This window comes from Streptomyces pyxinicus (assembly GCF_024753135.1).
Classification (GTDB): Bacteria; Actinomycetota; Actinomycetes; order Streptomycetales; family Streptomycetaceae; genus Streptomyces; species Streptomyces pyxinicus.
This window is the reverse complement of record NZ_JANUGP010000002.1, coordinates 150,762-176,693: the sequence shown is the minus strand read 5'-3', so window position 1 is coordinate 176,693 and position 25,932 is coordinate 150,762. Positions and strand designations below refer to the sequence as shown.

The following is a 25,932-nucleotide window of genomic DNA, read 5'->3' as shown; positions in this document are numbered from 1 at the left end:
TGACACGTCCCGTCGCCTGCACGCGTCTGAACGCGTTCAACTCCAGGGCGTGGAGAACTGTAAGCGGTTGCGCCACTCCTGTGACCGCAGTTGCCGATTGTTGTCCGAACGGCAACCAATCGTGTCCGCTAAACCCACGTATCCAGCCACATCCGCGACCGCCAACTGTCGATCGGGATCGCGGTGCCGGTGTAAAGGGGCCAGAAGTAGATGAAGTTCCAGGCGATCAACAGGACGAGGACGCCCGCCGTGGAGGCGCCGATCAGGCGGCGGGTGTCGGTGGAGCCGGCGGGGCCGATCAGGGCGCCGAGCAGCATCGCCACCGCCAGGCACAGGAACGGCAGGAAGACGACGGCGTAGAAGAGGAAGATCGTCCGCTCCTGGTACATGAACCAGGGCAGGTAACCGGCCGCGATCCCGCACGCGATGGCACCGGCCCGCCAGTCGCGGCGGAACGCCCAGCGCCACAGCACGTACACCAGGGCCAGGCAGCCCACCCACCACAGCAGCGGTGTGCCGAGCGCCAGTACCTCGCGGGCGCACTTCTCGCCCGCGTCCGCCGGGCAGCCGTCGGCGCCGGGGTTCGGGGACTCGTAGAAGTACGACACCGGGCGGCCCAGCACGATCCAGCTCCACGGGTTGGACTGGTAGGTGTGCGGGGACGTGAGCCCGACGTGGAACTTGTAGACCTCGTGCTCGTAGTGCCACAGGCTGCGCAGCCAGTCCGGCAGGAAGGTCCAGCTGCCGCCCTTGCCGTCGGTGGCGGCCCAGTTGCGGTAGTAGCCGCCGGTGCCGTCGGAGGCGGAGAGGATCCAGCCCGTCCAGGAGGCCAGGTAGACGACGACGGCCACCGGGACCGTCGCCAGGAACGCGATCCCGGTGTCGTACTTCAGGGCCGCCGTGTACGGGTGCCGGGCGCCGGCCACCTTGCGGGCGCCCACGTCCCACAGCACCGTCATCACGCAGAACGCGGCCAGGATGTACAGGCCGTTCCACTTCGTGCCGATGGCCAGGCCCAGCATCAGACCGGCCGCCCAGCGCCAGGGGCGCAGACCGGACCGGAACGTGTCCGCGACCCGCGCGTCCGGCCGGACCCGGCCGTCGGCGTCGGCCGGCAGCGCGGCGGCGAGCCGCGCCCGGGAGCGGTCCCGGTCCAGGATCAGGCAGCCGAACGCGGCCACCACGAAGAACATCAGCACGCCGTCGAGCAGCGAGGTCCGGCTCATCACGAAGTGCAGGCCGTCCACCGCCATCAGCGCGCCCGCCAGACAGCCCAGGAACGTCGAGCGGAACATCCGGCGCCCGATCCGGCACAGCAGCAGCACGCTCAGTGTGCCCAGCAGCGCCGTCATGAACCGCCACCCGAACGGGTCGAACCCGAACACCAGCTCGCCGAGACCGATGACGTACTTGCCCACCGGCGGGTGCACCACGTACGCCGCGTCCGTCGGCACCGACAGGTGTCCGTGCGTCGACAGGACGAGGTCGTTGGCGTTCTTGCCGTACTTGTCCCAGCTGACCTCGAAGCCGTGGTGGACGAGCGCCCAGGCGTCCTTCGCGTAGTACGTCTCGTCGAATATCACCGCGCGCGGGCTGCCCAGGTTCCAGAACCGCATCAGGCCCGCCATCAGGGTCACCAGCAGGGGGCCGCCCCAGCCGGACCAGCGCCTGATCCGGTCGGTGAGCACCGGCGACAGGCCGAACGCCTGCCACAGCCGGGGGCTCGGCTCGGTGAACGGCGGCACCAGCCGGTCGCGCACGTCGGCCTCGGGCGCGTCCTTGGACGGCGTGTACCCGAATCGGCGCAGCCGCTGCTGCCACGACGGCCGCCGGTCGTGCGGCGTCTGGCCCTGCCGGAGGTCCATGGAGGACGCGGTACTGGTCACCGCGCCATCGTAGGGAACCGTTCTGTGGGAGTCCCGCGCATGTGGGTAACGGTGGGGAGGCGGGCGCGTTCGTGGGGTGGAGGCGGGGCGTGTCCGCGGGGTCAGGCGGGGGCGCGGGTGCGGGGCGGTCAGGGGCGTGGGTCCGGGTGCGGTCGGGGTCGTACGGGCGTTTTCCGGCGTGTCCGGCCCTCCTGCGAGGATGGGGGCGTGACTGGAACCCTTGTCCTCGCAGGAACCCCCATCGGCGACATCGCGGACGCGCCGCCCCGGCTGGCCGAGGAGCTGGCCGGCGCCGACGTGGTGGCCGCCGAGGACACCCGGCGGCTGCGCCGGCTCACCCAGGCCCTGGGCGTGCAGACCCGGGGCCGCGTGGTGTCGTACTTCGAGGGCAACGAGTCCGCCCGCACGCCCGAGCTGGTCGAGGAGCTGCTCGGCGGCGCCCGGGTGCTGCTCGTCACCGACGCCGGGATGCCGTCCGTCTCCGACCCCGGGTACCGGCTGGTCGCCGCCGCCGTCGAGAAGGACGTCCGGGTCACCGCCGTACCCGGGCCGTCCGCCGTGCTGACCGCGCTCGCGCTGTCCGGGCTGCCGGTCGACCGGTTCTGCTTCGAGGGCTTCCTGCCGCGCAAGGCGGGCGAGCGGCTGTCCCGGCTGCGCGAGGTGGCGGCCGAGCGGCGGACCCTCGTCTACTTCGAGGCCCCGCACCGGCTCGACGACACCCTCGCCGCCATGGCCGAGGCCTTCGGCGCGGACCGCCGGGCGGCCGTGTGCCGCGAGCTGACCAAGACGTACGAGGAGGTACGGCGCGGTCCGCTGGCCGAGCTGGCCCGGTGGGCCGCCGAGGGGGTGCGCGGCGAGATCACCGTCGTGGTCGAGGGCGCCCCGGAGACCGGCCCCGAGGAACTCGACGCGACGGAGCTGGTGCGCCGGGTGCGGGTGCGCGAGGAGGCCGGCGAACGCCGCAAGGAGGCCATCGCGGCGGTGGCGGTGGAGGCGGGGCTGCCCAAGCGGGTGGTGTTCGACGCGGTGGTCGCCGCGAAGCGCGCGGGCGAGTGAGCCGGGGCGCACTCCGGCCCCTTTGAATATGCCCGCTGAGCAGGGATGTTCTCGCATGAGCGGGCGCCCCATGGGAGGGCAAAAGGCCGGCGTCGAAAGCAAAGCCCGCGAGGGGTGAAGAGGGTCGTTTCTGCAAGGAACGGCCAAATCGCCTCCAACACTCGACAGCCCTGCTGCGTTCGCCCCGCCGGAAGAGTCCACTGGTCGGAGGGACGCACCCGTCCCGCACCTCGGGGGTTCCAGGGGGAGTCCCGTACGGGGTGCTTGTCCAGCGGACATGGGGAGCCGGCATGAGTGACATCGCAGGGCGGACCGGTCTTCGCGGTACGGCCACAGCCGTCGTTCACGAGTCGTATTCGTTCGCCTGCATGCGCTGCGGGCACGGCTGGGAGCAGTCGTACGAGATAGAGCACCACAAGGACACCGACGGGCGCGAGTGCGTGCGCTACGTGGCCGAGGGCCTGGTCGTGCCCTCGCCGCTGAGCCGGCCGAGCTGCCAGAACTGCGACGGCCACATCGTGCGGATCATGCGCGCGGGTCAGGTCTCCTCGGTGCGCGGCGCGGGCCGCCGGCACGACCACCACGTGCCGCTCGCGGGACCGGTCGAGGTGCCGGAGGCGCCCGTGGTGCCGGAGGCGTCCGCGGTGCCCGGGCCGGCCGGTGAGCCGCACCACTGGCACCTGTCGGACCTCTTCCACCCGTTCCAGCGCCGGGCGAGCTGAACGGATCGGCGGCCCCCGATCCCACGGACGGGACATGCCCCTTCCGTAGGATCGGGGCATGTCTTCGCACGCCGGTCCGAGCCCCAAGGACGACAAGAACGCGGCCCCGCCGCTGCCGGCACCCCTCCGGGTGCCCGTCGCCGACTCGCACACCCATCTCGACATGCAGTCCGGCACGGTCGAGGAGGCCCTTGCCAAGGCGGCGTCGGTGGGGGTGACGACCGTCGTGCAGGTCGGCTGCGACCTCAAGGGCTCGCGGTGGGCGGCCGAGACGGCCGCCGCGCACGCCGGTGTGCACGCCGCCGTCGCCCTGCACCCCAACGAGGCCCCGCGCATCGTGCACGGCGACCCCGACGGCTGGTCACGGCAGGGCGCCCGCGAACCGGGCGGTGACGCCGCGCTCGACGAGGCCCTCGCCGAGATCGACCGGCTGGCCGCCCTGCCCCAGGTGCGGGGCGTCGGCGAGACCGGGCTCGACTACTTCCGTACCGGTCCCGAGGGCAAGGCCGCGCAGGAGCGGTCCTTCCGCGCTCACATCGAGATCGCCAAGCGGCACGGCAAGGCGCTCGTCATCCACGACCGCGAGGCGCACGCCGACGTGCTGCGCGTGCTGAAGGAGGAGGGCGCTCCCGAGCGCACCGTCTTCCACTGCTACTCCGGCGACGCCGAGATGGCCGCGCTCTGCGCGCGCGAGGGCTACTTCCTGTCCTTCGCCGGCAACGTCACCTTCAAGAACGCCCAGAACCTGCGGGACGCGCTCGCCGTCGCCCCGCTGGAGCTGGTCCTGGTGGAGACCGACGCGCCCTTCCTCACCCCCGCCCCGTACCGCGGACGGCCCAACGCGCCGTATCTCGTTCCGGTCACGGTCCGCGCGATGGCCGCCGTACGCGGCATCGGCGAAGACGCGCTGGCGACGGCCCTGGCCGCGAACACGGCCCGCGCCTTCGACTACGGAGCGTAGAGCAAGCGTAACCAGGCGATAACGGCCACGGGATCGCGCTCGGGTTCGAGCGTGACGCCGCGTGGTCGTGCCGCTTTGGAGAGTGACAGTCGCTCCGCTAGGTTCGGCCCGATCCGGACCCCCGTGGCCCTCTGGAGCGTGTCGGCGTGAGCAACTCGCAGTACGAGCCCTTTCAGGCGTACGGCCCCTACTGTGCGCCGTCCGGCCCGCCGGGCGCCCCCTGGTACGGCACCCCTCGGTACGGCGGCCACGACTCGGAGACGCTGACGTACGGGGTGATGTACGCGGACACGTACCGGCCCGGGTACGAGCGCCCGCTGCCGCGGCAGAGCGGGAGCGCGCCGACGTTGCCCGCGATGCCGCCCCTGCCCACGGTGCCCGTGATGCCGCCCCTGCCCACGGTGCCCGCGATGCCCGGCGGGGCCGTCGGCGAGGAGGGTGTGGACGGGCGTGCCGCGCGCCGGCGCAAGGGGCGCCCGGGTGAGCGCTCGGAGTCCGCTCTGCGCCGGCTGCTGCCGCAGGCGCTGGTCGTCGCCTTCCTGGCCGGCGGCACCACCGCCTTCGTCGCCGAGGACAAGGCGATCGAGCTGAGCGTCGACGGTCATCAGCGCACCCTGCACACCTTCGCCGGCGACGTCGGCGAACTCCTCGCCGAGCAGGGCGTCCCGATGGGGGAGCACGACATGGTCGCGCCCGCCCCCGGCGCGGCCCTCGCCAGCGGCGACGAGGTGGCCGTCCGCTACGGCCGCCCCGTACGCCTCACCCTGGACGGCAGCCGGCGCGAGGTGTGGACGACGGCGCACACCGTCGAGGGCGCGCTGGACGAGCTGGGCGTGCGCGCCCAGGGCGCGTACCTGTCCGCCTCACGCTCCCGGAGCATCGGCCGCGCCGGGCTCGCGCTCGACGTGCGCACCGAACGCGCCGTGACGATCATGGCGGATGGCCGTGCCCGCACCCTGCGCACCAACGCCGCCAACGTCGGCGAGGCGGTCCGGGAGGCCGGCATCACGCTGCGCGGCCAGGACACCACCTCGGTGCCGCTCGGCAGCTTCCCGCGCGACGGACAGACGGTGACCGTGCTGCGCGTCACCGGCGCCCGGCGGGTGTACGAGGAGCAGATCCCCTTCGCGGTCGAGCGCACCGCCGATCCCACTCTCTTCCGGGGCACCGAGGTGGTCGACCGCCCCGGGCGGCCCGGCCTGCGCCGCACCACCTACCTCCAGCGGACCGTCAACGGCGTCCGGCAGAAGCCGCGCCGGGAGCGCACCGAGGTGGTGCGCCGGCCCCGCGAACAGCTGGTGAGGTTCGGTACCAAGCCCCGGCCGGACTCCGTGCACGGCGCCGACCACCTCAACTGGCAGGCGCTGGCCGCCTGCGAGTCCGGCGGCCGTCCGCACGCCGTGGACCCCTCGGGCACCTACGGCGGGCTGTACCAGTTCGACGCCCGCACCTGGCACAGCCTCGGCGGCAGCGGACGCCCGCAGGACGCCTCGGCACGGGAGCAGACGTACCGCGCGAAGAAGCTGTACGTACGCCAGGGCGCCGCCCCCTGGCCGCACTGCGGGCCTCGGCTGCACAGCTAGCGGGATCCCGACCGCACGCCGGCCGAGCCCGGCACCGGGGCGCCCGGCGATCCGCCCCCCGGCGCCCCCGTACCCTTGTCCCGTGAGCAGCCCCATCCCCGACGCCCTCCTCGGCCCGGCCGACATCCGCGAACTCGCGGCCGCGCTCGGTGTCCGCCCCACCAAGCAGCGCGGCCAGAACTTCGTGATCGACGCCAACACGGTCCGGCGCATCGTCCGCACCGCCGAGGTCCGCCCCGACGACACGGTGGTCGAGGTCGGCCCCGGGCTCGGCTCCCTCACCCTCGCGCTGCTGGAGGCCGCCGACCGGGTCACCGCCGTCGAGATCGACGACGTGCTGGCCGGCGCGCTGCCCGCGACCGTCGCCGCGCGGATGCCGGAGCGCGCCGACCGGTTCGCGCTGGTCCACTCCGACGCCCTGCACGTCACCGAGCTGCCCGGCCCCGCGCCGACCGCGCTGGTGGCGAACCTGCCGTACAACGTGGCCGTGCCGGTGCTGCTGCACATGCTCGACACCTTCCCGAGCATCGAGCGGACGCTGGTGATGGTGCAGGCCGAGGTCGCCGACCGGCTCGCCGCCGCGCCGGGCTCGAAGGTGTACGGCGTGCCGTCGGTCAAGGCCAACTGGTACGCCGAGGTCAAGCGGGCCGGGGCGATCGGCCGCACCGTCTTCTGGCCCGCGCCGAACGTGGACAGCGGGCTGGTCGCCCTGGTCCGGCGGACCGAGCCGATCCCGACGACGGCCACGAAGGCGCAGGTCTTCCGGGTGGTCGACGCCGCGTTCGCGCAGCGCCGCAAGACCCTGCGGGCCGCGCTCGCCGGCTGGGCCGGGTCCGCCGCCGCGGCGGAGACGGCGCTGGTCGCGGCCGGGGTCTCGCCGCAGGCCCGCGGCGAGTCCCTGACGGTCGAGGAGTTCGCCCGCATCGCCGAACACGCGCCCCGCGTGTGACGCGTGTGACTCGCGTGACGTGCGGGGCGCCGGGAGTCTCCGAGCGGCTCCGCGCGTCGCCTCGACACCGCCCGTACATCCCCGTACCTCCCGAGGAGCCCGGTCAGCAGTGAGCGTCACGGTCCGCGTCCCCGCCAAGGTCAACGTCCAGCTCGCGGTCGGCGCCGCGCGCGCCGACGGCTTCCACGACCTCGCCAACGTCTTCCTCGCCGTCGGCCTCTACGACGAGGTCACCGTCACCCCGGCCGATGAGCTGCGGATCACCTGCGCGGGCCCGGACGCCGCGCAGGTCCCCCTCGACCGCACCAACCTCGCCGCCCGCGCCGCGCTCGCGCTGGCCGCGCGCCGGGGCATCGAACCGGCCGTCCACCTGCACATCGCCAAGGACATCCCGGTCGCCGGCGGCATGGCCGGCGGCAGCGCGGACGGCGCGGGCGCGCTGCTCGCCTGCGACGCGCTGTGGAACACCGGCGCCTCCCGTGCCGAACTGCTCGACATCTGCGCCGAGTTGGGCAGCGACGTGCCCTTCAGCCTGGTCGGCGGGGCGGCCCTCGGCGTCGGCCGAGGCGAGCGGCTGACCGGCCTCGACGTGGGCGGCACCTTCCACTGGGTGTTCGCGATGGCCGGGCGCGGACTGTCCACGCCGGCGGTCTTCCGCGAGTTCGACCGCCTGGCCGAGGGCCGGGCGATCCCGGAGCCGGTGGCCTCGGCGGACCTGCTGGACGCGCTGGCCAAGGGCGACGCCGACGCACTCGCGGCGGCCGTCTCCAACGACCTCCAGCCCGCCGCCCTCTCCCTCTTCCCGGAACTCGCCGGCACCCTGGCGGCCGGCCGCGCGGCGGGCGCCCTCGCCACCCTGGTCTCGGGCTCGGGCCCCACGACAGCCTTCCTCACCCGCGACGCCGACTCGGCCGCCAAGGTCGCCGAAGCCCTCCACGCCTCCGGCACCTGCCGCACGGTACGGACGGCGGCGGGGCCGGTGGCGGGGGCGACGGTTCTGTGACGGTTCTGTAGGGCGACCGCGGGGCGGCCTCGGGGGCGGTCAGAGGGCGTCGATCCCGGTCAGGTCGATGTCGATGCCGTAGGGGACACGGATCTTGACGTGGTCGTGGTGGATGCCGGTGAGCGCGTAGGTGCCGGTGACCTCACCGCGTTCGCTTGGCGTTGCGGTCACGAGCCGCCGAGTCGGGTGAGACGACTTCGACGGCGAGCAGGACGTCGGCCGCCTTGAAGTGGGTCTGACGCCGGTCGAGGACGGCTTCGGCTCGGATCACGGAGAGGTCCGGCTCAGGGGCGTCGCGTTCGTCGAGGACGACGGTCATCTGGCGTACGACCCTGATCTCCGACGGAGCTTCCGCCTCAGGCCGCTGCCCAGCAGGTCGATCGCGTCGGCATGGAAGAGGGACGGGATCCTCCGGCACGTCCGCCGGGCAACGGGTCCGGTACCGGTCACGTCATCACAAAGAGTGACGAACCCCTCGCGCGCCGCCCCCCGCCCCGGAGGGCCTACGCTTGAAGGCTGACCGATCCCCGCCGTGCAGGAGTGAAATGGCCGTCAACCTGGTCAATGTCGAGAACGTCAGCAAGGTGTACGGCACCCGTGCCCTGCTGGACGGCGTCTCGCTCGGTGTGTCGGAAGGGGACCGGATCGGGGTCGTCGGGCGCAACGGCGACGGCAAGACCACCCTCATCCGGATGCTCGCCAAGCTGGAGGAGGCCGACACCGGGCGGATCACGCACTCCGGCGGGCTGCGGCTCGGCGTCCTCACCCAGCACGACTCCCTCGACCCCGCCGCCACCGTCCGGCACGAGGTCATCGGCGACATGGCCGACCACGAGTGGGCGGGCAACGCCAAGGTCAGGGACGTGCTGACCGGACTGTTCGGGGGGCTCGACCTGCCGGGCTTCCCCAAGGGGCTGGACACCGTCATCGGGCCGCTGTCCGGTGGCGAGCGGCGCCGGATCGCCCTGGCCAAGCTGCTCATCGAGGAGCAGGACCTGCTCGTCCTGGACGAGCCCACCAACCACCTCGACGTCGAGGGCATCGCCTGGCTGGCCGAGCACCTGCGCAACCGGCGCTCGGCGCTGGTGTGCGTCACCCACGACCGCTGGTTCCTCGACCAGGTCAGCACCCGCATGTGGGACGTGCAGCGCGGCGACGTGTACGAGTACGAGGGCGGCTACTCCGACTACGTCTTCGCCCGTGCCGAGCGCGAACGCATCGCCGCCACCGAGGAGACCAAGCGGCAGAACCTGATCCGCAAGGAGCTGGCCTGGCTGCGGCGCGGTGCGCCCGCCCGTACCTCCAAGCCGCGCTTCCGGGTCGAGGCCGCCAACGAGCTGATCGCGGACGTGCCGCCGCCTCGCGACAGCAGCGAGCTGATGAAGTTCGCCTCCTCGCGTCTCGGCAAGACCGTCTTCGACCTGGAGGACGTCACCGTCCAGGCCGGCCCCAAGGTGCTGCTCAAGCACCTCACCTGGCAGCTCGGGCCGGGCGACCGCATCGGCCTCGTCGGCGTCAACGGCGCCGGCAAGACCTCGCTGCTGCGCGCCATGGCCGACGCCGCCCGCAGCGCGGGCGAGGAGCAGCCGGTCGGCGGACGCATCGCCGTGGGCCGGACCGTGAAGCTCGCCTACCTCTCCCAGGAGGTCGCCGAACTCGACCCCACCTGGCGGGTCCTGGAGGCGGTGCAGCGCGTCCGCGAGCGCGTCGACCTCGGCAAGGGGCGCGAGATGACCGCCGGCCAGCTCTGCGAGACGTTCGGCTTCGGCAAGGAGAAGCAGTGGACGCCGGTCGGCGACCTCTCCGGCGGTGAGCGCCGCCGGCTCCAGCTGCTGCGGCTGCTGATGGACGAGCCCAACGTCCTCTTCCTGGACGAGCCCACCAACGACCTCGACATCGAGACCCTCACCCAGCTGGAGGACGTCCTCGACGGCTGGCCCGGCTCCATGGTCGTCATCTCCCACGACCGCTTCTTCGTCGAGCGGACCACGGACCGCGTCTTCGCCCTGCTCGGCGACGGCGCCCTGCGGATGCTGCCGCGCGGTATCGACGAGTACCTGGAGCGGCGCCGGCGGATGGAGGAGGCGGCCGCCGCGCAGACCGCCGCCGCGACGCCCAAGCCGGCCACGACGGAGAAGAGCGCCGCCGACCAGCGCGCCGCCAAGAAGGAACTCCAGAAGATCGAGCGCCAGTTGGACAAGGTCTCCGAGAAGGAGGCCAAGCTGCACACCCAGATCGCCGACAACGCGACCGACTTCGCGAAGGTGGCCGAACTGGACGCCAAGCTGCGCGATCTCGCCGGGGAGCGGGAGGAACTGGAGATGCGCTGGCTGGAATTGGCGGAGGACGCGTAGCGAGGCGTACCAGCTCGGCGCGCAGGGCGGGCAGGAGTACGAGGGCGCGTAACGGCCGCATCACAGGCCGGTTCTCCCTTGGGTACAGCGGCGAACGCGGCACCGTGGGCTGTCGGTGCCGGGTGGTAGAAAGAGCCGTCTGAGAACTCTCTGAATACGTCCTTGGGTCCCTCGGGAACCTCGGGGCGTGGCTAAAAATCAGTGAACGAGGGGGAAGAACGCTGATGACTCAGCCGCCCGACCAGCCGCCGCACGACGGCTACGGAGCACCGCCCGGCACGCCGCCGCAGGGCGGGGGATTCGGTCCCCCGCCGCCACCGGCCCAGGGTGGCTTCGGCGCCCCCCAGGCACCCCCGCCGCCCCAGCCGGGCCCCGGCTACCCGCAGCAGCCCGGCCCCGGCCCCTACGGCACGCCGCCCCCGCTGCCCCAGCCGCCCGGTTACGGCTACCCGGGCTATCCGCAGCAGCCGCCCTACCCCGGCGGCCCCTACCCCGGCGGGCCCTCCGCCGGCGGTCCTGGTGGCCCTGGTGGCCCTGGTGGCGGCCGGAAGAAGACCGCGCTGATCGTCGGCGCCGCCGTGGCCGCGCTGCTCGTCATCGGCGGCACCGTCCTCGCGCTGACCGGCGGTGGTGACGACGACGGCGGCGGGAAGAAGCCCGTCGCCGGGCGGAGCGACGACGCCAAGCAGTCCTCCTCCGCGTCCCCGAACGCGTCCGGCGGCAGCGGCGGCGGGGAGGACCCCGAGAACCTCAACGAGGGCCGGAAGTCCGGCGAGGCCAAGGTGCTCTGGTACAAGTCGGCCCCGGACGCCCCGGGTTCCGGCGCGGACGCGCCCGGCATGTGGATCACCGGCAAGGCCGCGGTGAAGGCGGCGTACAAGCAGGTCTTCGCCTACGAACCCGCCAGTGGCGGCGCCGCGTGGGGACCCGTCGACTTCCCGCAGAAGATCTGCGCGGCCACCCCGTACCAGTCGGCTGACGGCAAGATCGTCGTGGCGTACATGGACGGCGCGACCTCACGGGCCAAGTGCAACCAGCTCCAGCAGCTCGACCTGGCGACCGGCACGAAGGGCTGGCACGCCGAGGTCGCCGACGGCGAACTGTTCGACAGCACGCTCGATGTCGAGCTGTCCGTGAGCGGCCGGACGCTGATGGTGGGCCGGTCGCAGTCGGGCACGGCGTATGACATCGAGACCGGCAAGGAGCTGTACGACAAGAAGAAGTACGGCGCGGCCTGCTTCCCGACCGCGTTCGCGGGCGGCACCGGACGGCTCGTGCAGGTGGCCTCCTGCGCCGCCGGCACGGCCAAGGAACACGACGAGATCTCCGAACTCGACCCCGCCACCGGCAAGGTGCGGTGGACCGACCCGGTCAAGAAGGGCTGGCGGGTGGCGCGGACGTACTCCGTCGACCCGCTCGTGGTCTACCTGACCAACCAGGACAAGAAGGCCTGGAACATCACCACCTTCACCAAGGACGGCAACTTCCGCTCCGAGGTGAAGGTCGACGAGAAGTTCGCCTCCAGCTGCGGCTGGGCGGTCCTCCAGCGCGCCCTCCAGGGCTGCCAGGGCGTCGCGGCCGACGCCGACACGCTCTACCTGCCCACCAGCACCGTCGGCAGCGCCAACGAGATCGTCGCGATCAGCCTCTCCGACGGCAAGGCGAAGTGGCGGGTCAAGTCCCCGGCCGCCGAGCCGATGGTGCCGATCAAGGTGCAGGGTGGCAAGCTCATCGCCTATGTGCAGCCGTCGTACGACGCGGGCGGCCAGGTGGTGTCCGTCCCGCTCACCGGCTCCTCCCACACCACGACCAAGCTGCTCCAGAACCCGCAGGGCACCGCCCGGATCGAGAACACCTTCTACAGCGGCCAGGTCGACTGGGCCGACGGGCGGTTCTACATCTCCGCCGGGCGGCTGTCCGGCAACGACGACAGCAAGGAGAAGCTGATGATGGCCTTCGGCAACTGAGCCGGACACAAGGCCCCGTCGCGCTCCGCCCCCTGCCCCTTTACGCCCTCAGCCGCTTCCCCGAGGTGTCCGCTCCCATGACCCAGCCGCCCCCACCGCCGCCGAACCAGCCCCCGCAGGGAGGCACCGGCCCCCAGGACCAGCCGGCCACACCGCCCCCGCCCCCCGCCGGCCCGCCCGCACCACCGTCGGGCCCCGGTTACGGCTACCCGCAGCCGGGCCCCGGTTACGGCTACCCGCAGACGCCTCCCGGGCCCGGCTACGGCTACCCCGGCCCGCAGCAGAACCCGTACGCCACCCAGCCCCCGTACGCCACCCAGCCCCCGTACGGCGGGCAGCCGCAGAACCCGTACCCGCAGCCGGGCTACGGCTACCCGGGCCAGCAGCCCACCGTGCCGATGCGGCCGCACCCGGCACCGGGCGGCGGACGGAACAACACCGCGCTGTTCATCGTCGTCGCGGCGGTCGTCGCCATCGCGCTGATCGTCGGCGGCGGCGTCCTGTACGCCAAGTCCTCCGGGGACGACGGCACGCGGCACGGCACCGCCTCCTCCGGCGGCGGCAAGGGCGGCTCCGGCTCCGGGGACACGAGCGGCGGTGGCGGCACGGAGAAGGCGCCGTCCGACCCGGCCTCCCGGGTGCTGTTCCAGGTGCCGCTGCCGAAGACGGACGACACCGTCGTCACCTCCGGCTCGTGGCTGACGGACAAGGTGTACGCGAAGAGCGGCATCGCCGAGATCGTCGGCTACGACCCGGCCAAGGGCACCAAGCTGTGGACGGTCAAGCTGCCGGGCCCGGTGTGCTCGGCCAGCGACCACGTCACCGAGGACGACAAGACGGCGGTCGTCTTCCAGCCGAGGATGCCCGCGAAGAACTCCTCCGCCGGATGCACCCAGGTCGCCGCGATCGACCTCGACGCGGGCAAGAAGCTGTGGACGAAGACGGTCAAGTCCGGTGACTACCCGGTCAGCCTCCAGGACGTGACGGTCTCCCAGCACACCGTCGCGGTCGGCGGCACCAGTGGCGGCGCCGCGTTCGACGTCGACTCCGGTGCGTCGCTGTGGCAGCCGAAGCCCGGTGACAGCTGCCGTGACGACGGCTACGGCGGCGGCGCCAGACTGGTGGCGGTGCGCCGGTGCGGCGCGTACGACAACCCGCAGCTGCACATCCAGACCATCGACCCGAAGAGCGGGAAGGTGATCTCCGAGTACCGGATGCCCGACGGCGTCGACTACGCCGCCCTCGTCTCCACGGACCCGCTGGTGGTCGCGGGCAAGGGCACCAACGTCCGGGACTACTTCTCCATCGACGGCAGAACCGGCCGGCTGCTCGCCCGCATCCCCGCCCCCGACGACACCTACGGGGGTCGCTGCGACGGCAACTCGCGCATCGACGGCTGCAACGAGGTCGTCGCCGGCGACGGCAGGCTGTTCCTGCCGACCGTGGAGCACGAGGGCAAGGGCGAGTCGTACGGCAGGACCAACGAGATCATCGCCTTCGACCTGAAGACCGGCAAGCAGACCGGCCAGCGTGCGGAGGCCGGTGACAACTACACGCTCTCCCCGCTGCGCATGGACGGCGCCAGTCTGCTCGCCTACAAGCAGCCGCCGTACAACAAGGGCGGACAGATCGTCAGCCTCGGCGGCGCCGGCTTCAAGGAGACCAGGCTGCTGGAGAACCCGGCCACGCCGAGCGTGCGCAACGCCGAGACCAAACTGCTGCCGGAGTACGCGGAGATGCGGTACGCGCGCGGACGGCTGTACATGTCGGCCGTGTACGCGCACAAGCCGTACACGTCCGGGTCCGACAAGGAGTACCTCGTCATGGCGTTCGGTACGGACGGCTGACGGGCCGGCCATACCGCCCGCCTCCCCCGAAGGACTGACATACCGAGATACGGGCGGCGCGAGGTCGAACAAGCGTGTAGCTTCCGGGGGCATGAAGGACGGGTGCCGGGGGGCCCTCTGTCCTTGAGGACCGGCGGGCGTCCATAGTGGGGCATCCGTCGGGGGACTGGGGGGTTCTATGGGAGTACGGCTCGTGGTCGTGGACGACCATCGCCTGCTCGCGGAAGCGCTGGCGTCGGCCCTCAAGCTGCGCGGGCACCGGGTACTGGCCGCGGCGGCGCCGGCCGCCGGTGCGGCGGACCTGGTGATCGCGCGGGCACCGGAGGTGTGCCTGCTGGGTACGGCGGCGCCGGCCGAGCCGGGGATCTTCGACCCGGTGGTGAAGATCAAGCGGGAGCGCCCGCAGGTGGCGGTGCTGGTGCTGGGACCCGTGCCGTCACCGCGCGGGATCGCGGCGGCGTTCGCGGCGGGTGCGTCCGGGTATGTGCGGCACGACGAGCGGATCGAGGGCGTCGAGCGGGCCATGATGAAGGCCCGGGCGGGCGAGGCGGCGGTGGCGCCGCAACTGCTCCAGGGCGCCTTCGGTGATCTGCTCAACCCCGCCGCCCAGCCCGACGACGAGGCGCAGCGGCTGCTGGAGATGCTCACGCCGCGTGAGGTCGAGGTGCTGGTCCGGGTGGCCGACGGTGAGGACACCCGGGTGATCGCGGCCGGCATGGGCATCGCCCCCAGCACCGCCCGCACCCATGTGCAGCGGGTCCTGATGAAACTGGGCGTCGGCTCCCGCCTGGAGGCAGCGGCCCTCGCGGCCCGCACCGGCCTCCTGGACCGCGCGGGCTCCTACCGTACGGAGTAGACGGGGGCTCCTACCGCACGGAGTGGACGGGGGCCGCGCCCCGTAGGGGCGCGGGGAACTGCGCGACCGGCCCCGACGGACCCGCACCAGGTGGAGGGCCTGTCACGGGCGATGAAGCCGGGCGCCGGGTTCTGTCGGACGGGGTAGCCGGGGCCGTGCCCCGTAGGGGCGCGGGGAACTGCGCGACCAGCCCCCACGCGCCCGCGCCCGGGAAGCCGGCCCTCACTCCTCGTCGGCCGAGCCGTCGGAGACGACCGTCGGGCGCAGCTTCAGCCAGGCCAGGAAGAAGACGCCCAGCAGCAGCATCCCGATCCCGGTCCACAGGTTGATGTTGACGCCCTGCGCCTTGTCGATGGCGGACTGGGAGTCGGTGATGCCGGTGATCGTGACGATGACGCCGTACAGCACGAACAGGCCGCCGATGATCCGGCGCAGGTCGAAGATGCGTGCCGCGGTCGCGGACCTGCCCTCCAGCTCGGTGACCTCGCGCTGGACGTCGTACTCGGAGTAGCCCGCGGACTCGGGTCGGCGGTCGGGGTTCTCGGTCATGGTTTCCTCATCCTCCCGCGATCAGAACGAGAACGGGATGTAGCAGACGGCGGCCAGGGCGACCGCGCCCCAGCCCAGCAGGGCGGGCCTGCGGTACCAGGCGTCGTCGCCCGCGGCGGGCGCCTCGGACATGCCGGGGGACCGGGTGCCGTAGACCAGCCCCTGGAGTTCGGCCACCGGCTTGGGCTTGGTGAACAGGGAGACGGCGAACATCACGACCGCGCCGGCGACGAACCCGGCGATCGCGGAGACGAAGTTGGCGCCCTGGTCGGAGGGGAGGGAGATGATCCCCTTCTTGTAGAACACGAAGTAGTTGACCATCGCCGCGGTGGTGCCGGCGAGCAGGCCCCAGAAGCCGGACTTGGCGGACGCCCGCTTCCAGAACATGCCGACGATGAAGACCACGAACATCGGCACGTTGAAGAAGGAGAACAGCGTCTGGAGGTAGCTCATGATGTTCGAGAACGACGACGCCAGGAACGCCGTGCCGACGGACGCGCAGACGCCGATCACGGTGATCAGCCGGCCGAAGCGGACGTAGTAGGCGTCCTCCTGGCCGCGCTTCACGTACTTGGCCCAGATGTCGTTCGTGAAGACCGTGTTGAACGACGACACGTTCGCCGCCATGCCCGCCATGAAGGCCGCCAGCAGACCGGTGACCGCGATGCCGAGCACGCCGTTGGGCAGCAGTTCCTGCATCAGGTAGGGGATGGCGTCGTTGTACTGGTAGCCGGAGGCGGCGGTGCCGAAGTTCGGGATGAGCGCGGCGGCGACCAGGCCCGGGATCATCACCAGGAAGACGATGAAGATCTTCGGGTAGGCCGCGATCAGCGGGGTGCGCTGTCCGGCGGAGAGGTTCTTCGCGGACAGGGCGCGCTGCACCTCGGCGAAGTTGGTCGTCCAGTAGCCGAAAGACAGCACGAAGCCGAGGCCGAGCACGATGGTCAGCCAGTTGGCGCCGAGCGGGTTGGTACTGCCGATGCCGGTGCCGCCCCACGCGGTGGTGAAGTTCCCGCCGTGGGTGGCGGTGAGCTTGTCGGTCAGGCCGTCCCAGCCGCCGACCTTCTTCAGGCCGAGGATGGTGATCGGGATGAGGGCGGCCAGGATCACGAAGAACTGGAGCACCTCGTTGTAGATCGCCGAGGACAGGCCGCCGAGGGTGATGTAGGCGAGCACGAAGGCGCCGGCGACGACGATGGCGACCCACTGCGGCCAGCCGAGCAGCGCCTCGACGACGATCGCGAGGGCGTAGAGGTTGACGCCCGCGATCAGGATGGCGGCGAAGGCGAACAGGATCGAGCTGAGCAGGTGGGCGCCCCGGTCGAAGCGCAGCAGCAGGAACTCGGGGACCGACCGGACCTTGCTGCCGTAGTAGAAGGGCATCATCACCAGGCCGAGGAAGACCATGGCGGGGATGGCGCCGATCCAGTACCAGTGCACGGTGTAGGCGCCGTACTGGGCACTGTTCGCGGCCATGCCCAGGATCTCGGTGGCGGCCAGGTTCGCGGAGATGAAGGCCAGGCCGGTGATCCAGGCGGGCAGCGAGCGACCGGAGAGGAAGAAGTCGAGGCTGGTCTTGACCGAGCGCCGGGCCGCGAACCCGATGCCGAGCACGACGACGAAGTAGATCGCCAGGATCGTGTAGTCCAGCCAGTTGGTGGGGAGTCTTAGCTCCGCCGCCAGGTAGGTCGGGGCTTCTGCGGGCGTTTGCATGAGAACTCGCTTCGTTGCGCGAACTGATCCAAGCGGAACCTACGCCGACACGTTCGAGAATTGAACACTCCTGTTGGTGTTCTTTGTTTGATTGTGATGGTCGCCGATGTTGTCGACTTGTGGTTTGTTATGTTTGATTGTGTTGAGTGATCGGGTGGCACCTAGAGGAGTCCGGCGTTGAAGAAGACCTCGACACGGCTGGCGGACGGCCGTGAGCTGATCTACTACGACCTCCGGGACGACATCGTGCGGGACGCCGCCGACCACCGTCCGCTGGAGCCCACGGTCACCACGTCCGAGATCCGCCGCGACGAACTGCTCGGCGACGCGATCGCCGTCGCCTCGCACCGGCAGGGCCGCACCTACCATCCGCCGGCCGACGAGTGCCCGCTGTGCCCGACGCGGGGCGGGCGGTTGAGCGAGATCCCGGACGCGTCGTACGACGTCGTCGTCTTCGAGAACCGTTTCCCCTCGCTGGCCGGCGACTCCGGGCGCTGCGAGGTCGTCTGCTTCACCTCCGACCACGACGCCTCCTTCGCCGACCTGGACGAGAGCCAGGCCCGGCTGGTGCTGGACGCCTGGACCGACCGCACGTCCGAGCTGTCGCATCTGCCCTCCGTCGAGCAGGTGTTCTGTTTCGAGAACCGCGGCGCCGAGATCGGGGTGACACTCGGCCACCCGCACGGCCAGATCTACGCCTACCCCTTCACCACCCCCCGCACCGCCCTGATGCTCCGCTCGCTCGCCGCGCACCAGGAGGCCACCGGCGGGGAGAACCTCTTCGACGCCGTCCTGGAGCGGGAACTCGCCGGTGAGCGGGTCGTCCTTGAGAGTGAACACTGGGCGGCCTTCGTGCCGTACGCGGCGCACTGGCCGTACGAGGTCCACCTGTACCCCAAGCGCCGGGTGCCCGACCTGCTCGCGCTCGACGAGGCGGCACGCACAGAGTTCCCCCAGGTCTATCTGGAACTCTTGAGGCGCTTCGACCGGATCTTCGGCGAAGGTGAGCCGCCCACGCCCTACATCGCGGCCTGGCACCAGGCCCCGTTCGGACCGCCGGCGGAGTTCGACGGCGTGACGCGCGGCGACTTCGCGCTGCACCTTGAGCTTTTCACCGTCCGCCGCACTTCCGGCAAGCTGAAGTTTCTCGCGGGTTCCGAGTCCGGCATGAACGTGTTCATCAACGACGTGCCGCCGGAACGCGCGGCCGAGCGACTGCGAGAGGTAGCGAGTTGATGAAGTACCTGGTGACGGGTGGCGCGGGTTATGTCGGCAGTGTCGTGGCGCAGCATCTGCTGGAGGCCGGACACGAGGTCACCGTCCTCGACAATCTCTCCACCGGCTTCCGCGAGGGCGTCCCGGCCGGGGCCGTGTTCATCGAGGGCGATATCCGCGACGCCGCCAAGTGGCTCGACCCCTCCTACGACGGCGTGCTGCACTTCGCCGCGTCCTCGCAGGTCGGCGAGTCGGTCGTGAAGCCGGAGAAGTACTGGGACAACAACGTCGGCGGCAGCATGGCCCTGCTCGCCGCGATGCGCGAGACCGGCGTGCGCACACTGGTGTTCTCCTCCACGGCGGCCACCTACGGCGAGCCCGAGCAGGTCCCGATCCCGGAGAGCGCCCCGGCCCGGCCGACCAACCCCTACGGGGCCACCAAGCTCGCCGTCGACCACATGATCACCAGCGAGGCGCACGCGCACGGCCTGGCCGCGGTGTCGCTGCGCTACTTCAACGTGGCGGGCGCGTACGGCGACCGCGGCGAGCGGCACGACCCCGAGTCGCACCTCATCCCGCTGGTCCTCCAGGTCGCCCAGGGCCGCCGCGACGCGATCTCCGTCTACGGCGACGACTACCCGACCCCCGACGGCACCTGCGTGCGCGACTACATCCACGTCGCGGACCTGGCCGAGGCCCACCTGCTGGCGCTGACCGCGGCCCGCGCGGGCGAGCACCTGATCTGCAACCTCGGCAACGGCAGCGGCTTCTCCGTGCGCGAGGTCGTCGAGACGGTCCGCGAGGTCACCGGGCACCCGATCCCCGAGGTGGTCGCCCCGCGCCGGGGCGGCGACCCGGCGGTCCTGGTCGCCTCGGCCGACGCGGCCCGCGAGCGGCTGGGCTGGAACCCGTCCCGCGCGGACCTCGCGGGGATCGTCGCGGACGCCTGGCGGTTCGCGCAGAGCATCGCGAAGGAGCACTAGTGGGGGCACAGCAGGTCGCGGAGCGCTTCACCGAGCTGTACGGGACGGGCCCGGAGGGGGTGTGGGCGGCACCGGGCCGGGTCAACCTGATCGGCGAACACACCGACTACAACGACGGCTTCGTCATGCCGTTCGCCCTGCCGCACCACACGGTCGCGGCGGTCGCCCGCCGCGACGACGGGGTCCTGCGCCTGCACTCGGCGGACGCCGGAGGCGGCGCGCGGGAACTCCGCCTCGCCGGCCTCACCCCCGGCTCGGACACCACCTGGACGGCGTACCCGGCAGGCGTGGTGTGGGCGCTGCGCGAGGCCGGCCACCCGCTGACCGGCGCCGACATCCACCTGTCCTCCACGGTGCCGACCGGCGCGGGCCTGTCCTCCTCCGCCGCGCTGGAGGTCGTCATCGCGCTCGCCCTGAACGACCTGTACGAACTCGGCCTCCCGCGCTGGAAGCTGGCCCGGCTGTGCCAGCGCGCCGAGAACGTCTACGTCGGCGCGCCGACCGGCATCATGGACCAGACGGCGTCGGCCTGCTGCGAGGCCGGGCACGCGCTCTTCCTCGACACCCGGGACCTGTCCCAGCGGCAGATCCCCTTCGACCTCGCCGCCGAGGGGCTGCGGCTGCTGGTGGTCGACACCCAGGTCAAGCACGCGCACAGCGGCGGCGAGTACGGCAAGCGCCGGGCCGGCTGCGAGAAGGGCGCCGCGCTGCTCGGCGTCGACGCCCTGCGGGACATCCCCTACGGCGGGTTGGACGCCGCCCTCGCCCGGCTCGGTGACGAGGAGGAGATCGTCCGCCTGGTCCGGCACGTGGTCACGGAGGACGAGCGGGTCGAACGCACCGTCGCCCTGCTGCACGCCGGCGAGACCCGCGCCATCGGCCCCGTCCTCACCGAGGGCCACGCCTCGCTCCGCGACGACTTCCGCATCTCCTGCTCGGAGCTGGACCTGGTCGTCGACACCGCCCTCACCCACGGCGCCCTCGGCGCCCGCATGACCGGCGGCGGCTTCGGCGGCTCGGCCATCGTCCTGGCGGAGGCCACGGACATCGACCCCCTCACCAAGGCCGTCCAGGAAGCCTTCACGGCCGCCGCCTTCACCCAGCCCCGCGTCTTCGAGGCGGTCCCGGGGGAGGGGGCTCGGCGGCTGGTGTGACAGCAGCGGCCTGCTGCAATGGCTGTTGATGAACGACGACGAGATACGGGCCCGGTTCGACGGGCGGGGACAGGTCGAGATCCGGCTCGGCCTGGCCGAGCGCGCGCGTGCCGAGAGGGTCGCGCACGCGCTCGGGTATCGGCTGCTGTCGCGCGACCACATCGGCCGGTGGACCTACCGGCACGTCTTCCAGCGCGACGACGACCCCCGGGCCCGCCGCAGGGCCGAGCGGACCGTCGAGCGGCTGCGTGCCGGGGGACCTGTGCTCGCTGACGATCGGGAGGTGCCGCCGCCTCTGCCCGCGCCCCCGCCGGCGCCCACCCGCCGGCCGCCGGCGCCGCGGCCCCGGCGGTCGATGGAGCCGCGGCCTCCGCCGCCGGTGGGGCCGCCCGGTCCCAGGGTTCCGCCGCGGCCGCCCTACCCACCACCACCGCCCCCGCCCGGCAGCGCTCGCTGAGCGTCCGCTTCCGTCCCGTTGGCCGTCCCCTGGCACACCGGTCACACGGGAGAAGGGGAGTTCCGGGAATCCGCTTCCCCGGCGGGGCCGGGTCCGTACTCTGTGGAGCAGCACCGGTGGGGGCCGGTGCTGATCAGGGGGCGAGACAGGCGGGTACGGCGCCCGCGGTGGGGGTAGCACTCCCCGCGACGGCGGCGGCCGGGGCGGAGGCCTTCCTTCCACCGGGTGTCGTACCCGTGCGCGTCGTCTTCTCCGGCCTTGGGTATCCCCTGCTCCGCGTGGAGCCTGGGGAAGGGGGTTTCGTGGTGCGTATCCGAGTCCTGGTCGTGGACGACCACCGCATCTTCGCCGAGTCGCTCGCCGCCGCCCTGGCCGCCGAGCCCGACGTCGACGTCTCCGCCGCCGGCAGCGGCCCGGCCGCGCTGCGCTGCCTGGAGCGCGCGGCCGGCGAGGGCCGCCGCTACGACGTGCTGCTCGTGGACGCCGACCTGGGCGGGGCGTTGCCCGGGACCCGTCCCGCCGTTCCCGTGCAGGCCGGTGACGAGGAGGGCCTGGTGGACGGGCTCTCGCTGGTCGCCGGGGTACGGGCCGCGCAGCCGGGCGTCCGGATCGTCGTCCTGGCCGGGAAGGACGAGCCGCGCCGCGCCGCCCTCGCGCTCGGCGCCGGCGCCTCCGGCTGGGTCGCCAAGGACTGCTCGCTGTCGCGGCTGCTGACGGTGATCCGCGGTGTGCTGCGTGACGAGACGCATCTGCCGCCCGCCCTGCTGACCGGCGTGCTGAAGGAGCTGACGGCCGCCCGCCGGCACCGCACCGAGAGCGAGCGGCTGGTGGAGTCCCTCACGCCCAGGGAGCGGGAGGTGCTGCGCTGCATGGTCGCGGGGCTCGGCCGCAAGGCCGTCGCCGAGCGGCTGTTCCTCTCCCCGCACACCGTCCGCACCCATATGCAGAACGTCCTCGGCAAGCTGGGCGTCCACTCCACGCTGGCCGCCGTCGCGCTCGCCCGCCGGGCCGGCGTCGGACCGGCCGAGCTAGCCGGGGATGTTGTCGAACGGGGCGGTCAGCTGGCGTAGCAGCCCGGCCAGCTCCGCGCGCTGGGCGCGGGACAGCTCGCCGAGCAGCGCCCGCTCCTGCTCCAGCAGGCCCGCCAGCGCCTGGTCGGCGCGGTCCCGGCCCTCGTCGGACAGCCGCACCAGCACGCCCCGCCGGTCGCTGGGGTCGGGCAGCCGCTCGACCAGGCCCTTCTTGGCCAGCCGGTCGATGCGGTTGGTCATCGTGCCCGAGGTGACCAGGGTCTGGGTCAGCAGCTGCCCGGGGGAGAGCTGGTACGGCGTGCCCGCGCGCCGCAGCGCGGTCAGCACGTCGAACTCCCAGGGCTCCAACTGGTGCTCGGCGAACGCGAGCCGGCGCGCGCGGTCCAGGTGCCGGGCGAGTCGGCTCACCCGGCTGAGCACTTCCAGCGGTTCCACGTCGAGGTCCGGGCGCTCCCGGCGCCACGCTGCGACCAGCCGATCGACCTCGTCCTCCATGGAGATCAGTGTAGTGGTTGTGTCGATGTGAAGTCTCTTGATGTCGAGTCTCTTGACATCAAGATAAATCGCCGGGGAAAGTGGTCGGCATGACGAATCCGAGCTGGGATCCCGCCCAGTACCTGCGGCACGCCGGGCACCGGGCCCGCCCCTTCACCGACCTGCTCGCCCGCGTCCCCGACCTGCCGGGAGAGCCCCCGCGCATCGCCGACCTCGGCTGCGGTCCCGGCAACGTCACCGTCCACCTCACCGAACGCTGGCCCACCGCCCACGTCACCGGCTACGACAACTCGCCCGAGATGCTCGACCGGGCCCACACCGAGTACGAGGGCCCCACCCCCGGCGGCGGCCGGCTCGACTTCGCCCACGCCGACGCCCGCACCTGGACGCCCGCCGAGCCCTGCGACCTGATCGTCTCCAACGCCACCCTCCAGTGGGTGCCGGGCCACCTCGACCGCCTCGCCGACTGGACCGCCGCCCTCGGGCCCGGCGGCACCCTCGCCTTCCAGGTCCCCGACAACACCGACGCCCCGCTGCACGCCCTGATGCGGGAACTCGCCGCCACCCCGCGCTGGAAGACCCGCCTCGCCGACGTGCCGCGCCGCACCGACTCCGTGCACACCCCCGCCGTCTACCTGGACCGGCTCGCCCGCCTCGGCTGCGCGGCCGACGTGTGGCAGACGACGTACCTGCACGTCCTGCCCGGCCCGGACCCGGTGCTGGACTGGGTGAAGGGCACCGGACTGCGGCCCGTCCTGACCGCCCTCGGCGACGACCCCGAGGCCCGCGACGCCTTTCTCACCGAGTACCGCGACCTGCTCCGCACGGCCTACCCGAGCGCCCCCTACGGCACCGTCCTGCCCTTCCGCCGGCTGTTCGCCGTGGCCCGTACGGGGCGATGACCTAAGGAGTGCGCCCCAGGTGGGTGACGAGAATCCGGATGGCGTCGGACTCGATGGCGTACAGGACGCGGTGGTCACCTACGCGCAGGCGCCGCAGATCGGGCGACCCGTACGGCGTCGACCCCGCCGGGCGGGGGTCGTCGGCCAGCTTGTCGATGGTGTCCAGGAGTACGGTGAGGCCGCCGGGGTCCTCCGCGAGGAACCGCGCCGCGGCGTCCAGGGCGTGCGGTTCGAAGACGATCTCGTAGGTCACTTCTGTTCGAGCCCCAGCCGCTTGCGCACTTCCGCCATCGGGATGCCGGGTCCGAGCGTCCCCTCCGCCTTGCGCCGCTGATAGTCGGCCACGGCCAGGGCGTCCTCAAGATCCTCTATCACCTGCGGAGACACCAGCAGCGCGGCCACGTGTCCGTGGTCGGTCAGGGCGATGGTCTCGCGGCCGTGGGCCGCCCGGCGGACCAGGTCGCCCAGCTGGGCTCGGGCCGCGCTGATCGTGATCTCGGTCATGCAGGAAGATTACACAAGGTTGATCCAGTGCGCTGTTGGTTCAGCGCTGTTGCTTCAGCTCTTGCGGTGCCCTATCAGCCGCGGCTTCTGCTCCAGGCCGTCCAGGCCGTGCCACGCCAGGTTCACCAGGTGCGCCGCGACCTCCGCCTTCTTCGGGCGGCGTACGTCCAGCCACCACTGGCCGGTCAGCGCGACCATGCCGACCAGGGCCTGCGCGTACAGCGGGGCGAGCTTGGAGTCGAAGCCGCGGGACTTGAACTCGCGGCCCAGGATGTCCTCCACCTGCGTGGCGATGTCCGAGATCAGCGAGGCGAAGGTGCCCGTCGACTGCGGGATGGGGGAGTCACGGACCAGGATGCGGAAACCGTCCGTGTACTCCTCGATGTAGTCCAGCAGCGCGAACGCCGCCTGCTCGCACAGCTCCCGCGGGTGCCCGGCGGTCAGCGAGCCGGTCACCATGTCGAGCAGGCGCCGCATCTCACGGTCGACCACCACCGCGTACAGCCCCTCCTTGCCGCCGAAGTGCTCGTACACCACCGGCTTGGACACCCCGGCCTTCGCCGCGATCTCCTCCACCGAGGTGCCCTCGAAACCCTTCGCCGCGAAGAGGGTGCGACCGATCTCCAGCAGCTGCTGGCGGCGCTCGGCACCGGTCATCCGCGTCCGGCGGGCCCGCCGCTGCTTGTCATGTCCGGGGGTGCTGCTGGAATCGGTCGCCACGGCGTCCATCATGCCGCCTCGGCCGCCTCCGCCCGGCGCCGGGAGCCGCCGTCGTCGCTGTTACGGCGCGAATCGATACGCGAGCGTGACGGCCAGCGCACGTCGTACGCCCAGCCCAGCTGCTCGAACCAGCGGATGAACCGCGCCGAGGAGTCGATCTGGCCGCGCATCACCCCGTGCCGGGCCGAGGTCGGGTCGGCGTGGTGCAGGTTGTGCCAGGACTCGCCGCAGGACAGCACCGCCAGCCACCACACGTTGCCCGAGCGGTCCCGCGACCTGAACGGCCGCTTGCCGACCGCGTGACAGATCGAGTTGATCGACCACGTCACATGGTGCAGCAGCGCCACCCGGACGAGGGACCCCCAGAAGAGCGCCGTGAACGCGCCCCACCACGACATCGTCACCAGACCGCCGATCAGCGGCGGCAGCAGCAGCGACACGCCCGTCCACAGAATGAACTGCCGGGAGATCGCGCGCATCGCCGGGTCCTTGATCAGATCCGGCGCGTACTTGTCCTGCGGGGTCTGCTCCTCGTCGAACATCCAGCCGATGTGCGCCCACCACAGGCCCTTCATCAGCGCCGGGACCGTCTCCCCGTACCGCCACGGCGAGTGGGGGTCGCCCTCGGCGTCGGAGAACTTGTGGTGCCTGCGGTGGTCGGCCACCCAGCGCACCAACGGCCCCTCGACCGCCATCGAGCCCATGATGGCCAGCGCGATCCGCAGCGGCCGCTTCGCCTTGAACGAGCCGTGCGTGAAGTACCGGTGGAAACCGATCGTGATGCCGTGGCACCCCAGGTAGTAGAAGAAGACCAGCAGGCCCAGGTCGAGCCAGCTCACCCCCCAGCCCCAGGCCAGCGGCACGGCCGCCACCAGTGCCAGGAACGGCACGACGATGAACAGGAGCAGCGTGATCTGTTCGAGCGACCGCTTCTGCTCGCCGCCCAGCGTGGCGGAGGGAGGAGGTGTGTCGGTGGCCTTGCCGGCTTCTTCGATCACATCGGACCTTGAGGTCATGCGCGTCCC

The 25,932-nt window shown here is 72.1% G+C and carries 24 protein-coding genes and 1 pseudogene; 16 read left to right on the top strand and 9 right to left on the bottom strand.

All coding sequences use genetic code 11. The features are described from left to right. Positions 1–128 precede the first annotated feature (128 nt). Positions 129–1,886, bottom strand: a complete 1,758-nt coding sequence (locus NX794_RS03285; RefSeq protein ID WP_258776570.1) for a dolichyl-phosphate-mannose--protein mannosyltransferase — start codon at positions 1,884–1,886, stop codon at positions 129–131. A 207-nt stretch (positions 1,887–2,093) separates the two neighbouring features. On the opposite strand from NX794_RS03285, the gene rsmI reads away from it, so the two are divergent. From rsmI to NX794_RS03255, 6 genes are all read left to right on the top strand, one after another. After that, entirely contained in the window at positions 2,094–2,942 is an 849-nt protein-coding gene (gene rsmI, locus NX794_RS03280; RefSeq protein WP_258776569.1) for a 16S rRNA (cytidine(1402)-2'-O)-methyltransferase, read from the top strand. A 290-nt stretch (positions 2,943–3,232) separates the two neighbouring features. Next, positions 3,233–3,664 (top strand): hypothetical protein, encoded by a 432-nt coding sequence (locus NX794_RS03275; RefSeq protein ID WP_258776568.1) that lies wholly within the window; start codon positions 3,233–3,235, stop codon positions 3,662–3,664. A 58-nt stretch (positions 3,665–3,722) separates the two neighbouring features. Then, complete coding sequence (locus NX794_RS03270; protein ID WP_258776567.1) at positions 3,723–4,625, top strand: TatD family hydrolase; 903 nt, start codon at positions 3,723–3,725, stop codon at positions 4,623–4,625. A 146-nt stretch (positions 4,626–4,771) separates the two neighbouring features. Beyond that, positions 4,772–6,208, top strand: a complete 1,437-nt coding sequence (locus tag NX794_RS03265; RefSeq protein WP_428985841.1) for a resuscitation-promoting factor — start codon at positions 4,772–4,774, stop codon at positions 6,206–6,208. An 82-nt stretch (positions 6,209–6,290) separates the two neighbouring features. Then, a complete protein-coding gene (gene rsmA, locus NX794_RS03260; protein ID WP_258776566.1) occupies positions 6,291–7,157 on the top strand; it encodes a 16S rRNA (adenine(1518)-N(6)/adenine(1519)-N(6))-dimethyltransferase RsmA in 867 nt (288 codons plus the stop codon). 109 nt (positions 7,158–7,266) lie between these two features. Then, positions 7,267–8,160, top strand: coding sequence for a 4-(cytidine 5'-diphospho)-2-C-methyl-D-erythritol kinase (locus NX794_RS03255; RefSeq protein ID WP_258776565.1), 894 nt, complete (start codon positions 7,267–7,269; stop codon positions 8,158–8,160). Positions 8,161–8,199: 39 nt separating this feature from the next. Here the strand turns inward: NX794_RS03255 and NX794_RS03250 are convergent. After that, a pseudogene (locus tag NX794_RS03250) lies at positions 8,200–8,556 on the bottom strand (Uma2 family endonuclease); the annotation flags it as partial. A gap of 149 nt (positions 8,557–8,705) precedes the next feature. Between NX794_RS03250 and NX794_RS03245 the strand changes: the two are divergent. The 4 genes from NX794_RS03245 to NX794_RS03230 all read left to right on the top strand — a co-directional run bounded on the left by NX794_RS03245 (position 8,706) and on the right by NX794_RS03230 (position 15,184). Beyond that, on the top strand, positions 8,706–10,514 hold the full coding sequence (locus tag NX794_RS03245) for an ABC-F family ATP-binding cassette domain-containing protein (RefSeq protein WP_258776564.1): 1,809 nt from the start codon (positions 8,706–8,708) through the stop codon (positions 10,512–10,514). Between the two features lie 224 nt (positions 10,515–10,738). Then, entirely contained in the window at positions 10,739–12,481 is a 1,743-nt protein-coding gene (locus tag NX794_RS03240; RefSeq protein ID WP_258776563.1) for an outer membrane protein assembly factor BamB family protein, read from the top strand. Between the two features lie 77 nt (positions 12,482–12,558). Continuing rightward, positions 12,559–14,328: an outer membrane protein assembly factor BamB family protein gene (locus NX794_RS03235; protein WP_258776562.1), complete on the top strand. Its 1,770-nt coding sequence runs from the start codon at positions 12,559–12,561 to the stop codon at positions 14,326–14,328. Between the two features lie 178 nt (positions 14,329–14,506). Then, positions 14,507–15,184, top strand: a complete 678-nt coding sequence (locus NX794_RS03230; protein ID WP_258776561.1) for a helix-turn-helix transcriptional regulator — start codon at positions 14,507–14,509, stop codon at positions 15,182–15,184. Positions 15,185–15,406: 222 nt separating this feature from the next. Here the strand turns inward: NX794_RS03230 and NX794_RS03225 are convergent, their stop codons facing one another. Beyond that, positions 15,407–15,733, bottom strand: coding sequence for a hypothetical protein (locus tag NX794_RS03225; protein ID WP_258776559.1), 327 nt, complete (start codon positions 15,731–15,733; stop codon positions 15,407–15,409). Positions 15,734–15,754: 21 nt separating this feature from the next. After that, positions 15,755–17,446 (bottom strand): sodium:solute symporter family protein, encoded by a 1,692-nt coding sequence (locus NX794_RS03220; protein WP_258776558.1) that lies wholly within the window; start codon positions 17,444–17,446, stop codon positions 15,755–15,757. Between the two features lie 177 nt (positions 17,447–17,623). Between NX794_RS03220 and galT the strand changes: the two genes are divergently transcribed. The 5 genes from galT to NX794_RS03195 all read left to right on the top strand — a co-directional run bounded on the left by galT (position 17,624) and on the right by NX794_RS03195 (position 22,325). Next, positions 17,624–18,682 (top strand): galactose-1-phosphate uridylyltransferase, encoded by a 1,059-nt coding sequence (gene galT, locus NX794_RS03215; protein WP_258776557.1) that lies wholly within the window; start codon positions 17,624–17,626, stop codon positions 18,680–18,682. Next, positions 18,682–19,644: a UDP-glucose 4-epimerase GalE gene (gene galE, locus NX794_RS03210; protein ID WP_258776555.1), complete on the top strand. Its 963-nt coding sequence runs from the start codon at positions 18,682–18,684 to the stop codon at positions 19,642–19,644. The genes galT and galE overlap by 1 nt, the downstream gene beginning before the upstream one ends. Then, positions 19,644–20,798 carry a galactokinase gene (gene galK, locus NX794_RS03205; RefSeq protein WP_258776554.1) on the top strand — a complete coding sequence of 385 codons (1,155 nt, stop codon included), beginning with the start codon at positions 19,644–19,646 and terminating at the stop codon, positions 20,796–20,798. Before galE ends, galK begins: the two co-directional genes overlap by 1 nt. A gap of 28 nt (positions 20,799–20,826) precedes the next feature. After that, positions 20,827–21,255: a hypothetical protein gene (locus tag NX794_RS03200; protein WP_258776553.1), complete on the top strand. Its 429-nt coding sequence runs from the start codon at positions 20,827–20,829 to the stop codon at positions 21,253–21,255. A gap of 302 nt (positions 21,256–21,557) precedes the next feature. Then, complete coding sequence (locus NX794_RS03195; protein ID WP_258776552.1) at positions 21,558–22,325, top strand: helix-turn-helix transcriptional regulator; 768 nt, start codon at positions 21,558–21,560, stop codon at positions 22,323–22,325. Here NX794_RS03195 and tamR read toward each other — a convergent pair. Beyond that, positions 22,284–22,781, bottom strand: a complete 498-nt coding sequence (gene tamR / locus NX794_RS03190; protein WP_258776551.1) for a MarR family transcriptional regulator TamR — start codon at positions 22,779–22,781, stop codon at positions 22,284–22,286. The two genes, NX794_RS03195 and tamR, sit on opposite strands and share 42 nt — an antisense overlap. 89 nt (positions 22,782–22,870) lie before the next feature. Here tamR and NX794_RS03185 point away from each other — a divergent pair, with 89 nt between their 5' ends. Then, complete coding sequence (locus NX794_RS03185; protein ID WP_258776550.1) at positions 22,871–23,683, top strand: trans-aconitate 2-methyltransferase; 813 nt, start codon at positions 22,871–22,873, stop codon at positions 23,681–23,683. Between the two features lies 1 nt (position 23,684). Here the strand turns inward: NX794_RS03185 and NX794_RS03180 are convergent, their stop codons facing one another. From NX794_RS03180 to NX794_RS03165, 4 genes are read right to left on the bottom strand one after another with little or no spacing between them, the layout of a single operon-like run. Beyond that, positions 23,685–23,936, bottom strand: coding sequence for a type II toxin-antitoxin system RelE family toxin (locus NX794_RS03180; RefSeq protein ID WP_258776549.1), 252 nt, complete (start codon positions 23,934–23,936; stop codon positions 23,685–23,687). Beyond that, positions 23,933–24,187, bottom strand: coding sequence for a type II toxin-antitoxin system Phd/YefM family antitoxin (locus tag NX794_RS03175; protein WP_258776548.1), 255 nt, complete (start codon positions 24,185–24,187; stop codon positions 23,933–23,935). Before NX794_RS03175 ends, NX794_RS03180 begins: the two co-directional genes overlap by 4 nt. A 54-nt stretch (positions 24,188–24,241) precedes the next feature. Next, complete coding sequence (locus NX794_RS03170; protein ID WP_258776547.1) at positions 24,242–24,919, bottom strand: TetR/AcrR family transcriptional regulator; 678 nt, start codon at positions 24,917–24,919, stop codon at positions 24,242–24,244. Then, on the bottom strand, positions 24,916–25,923 hold the full coding sequence (locus tag NX794_RS03165; protein WP_258776546.1) for an acyl-CoA desaturase: 1,008 nt from the start codon (positions 25,921–25,923) through the stop codon (positions 24,916–24,918). Before NX794_RS03165 ends, NX794_RS03170 begins: the two co-directional genes overlap by 4 nt. Positions 25,924–25,932 lie beyond the last annotated feature (9 nt).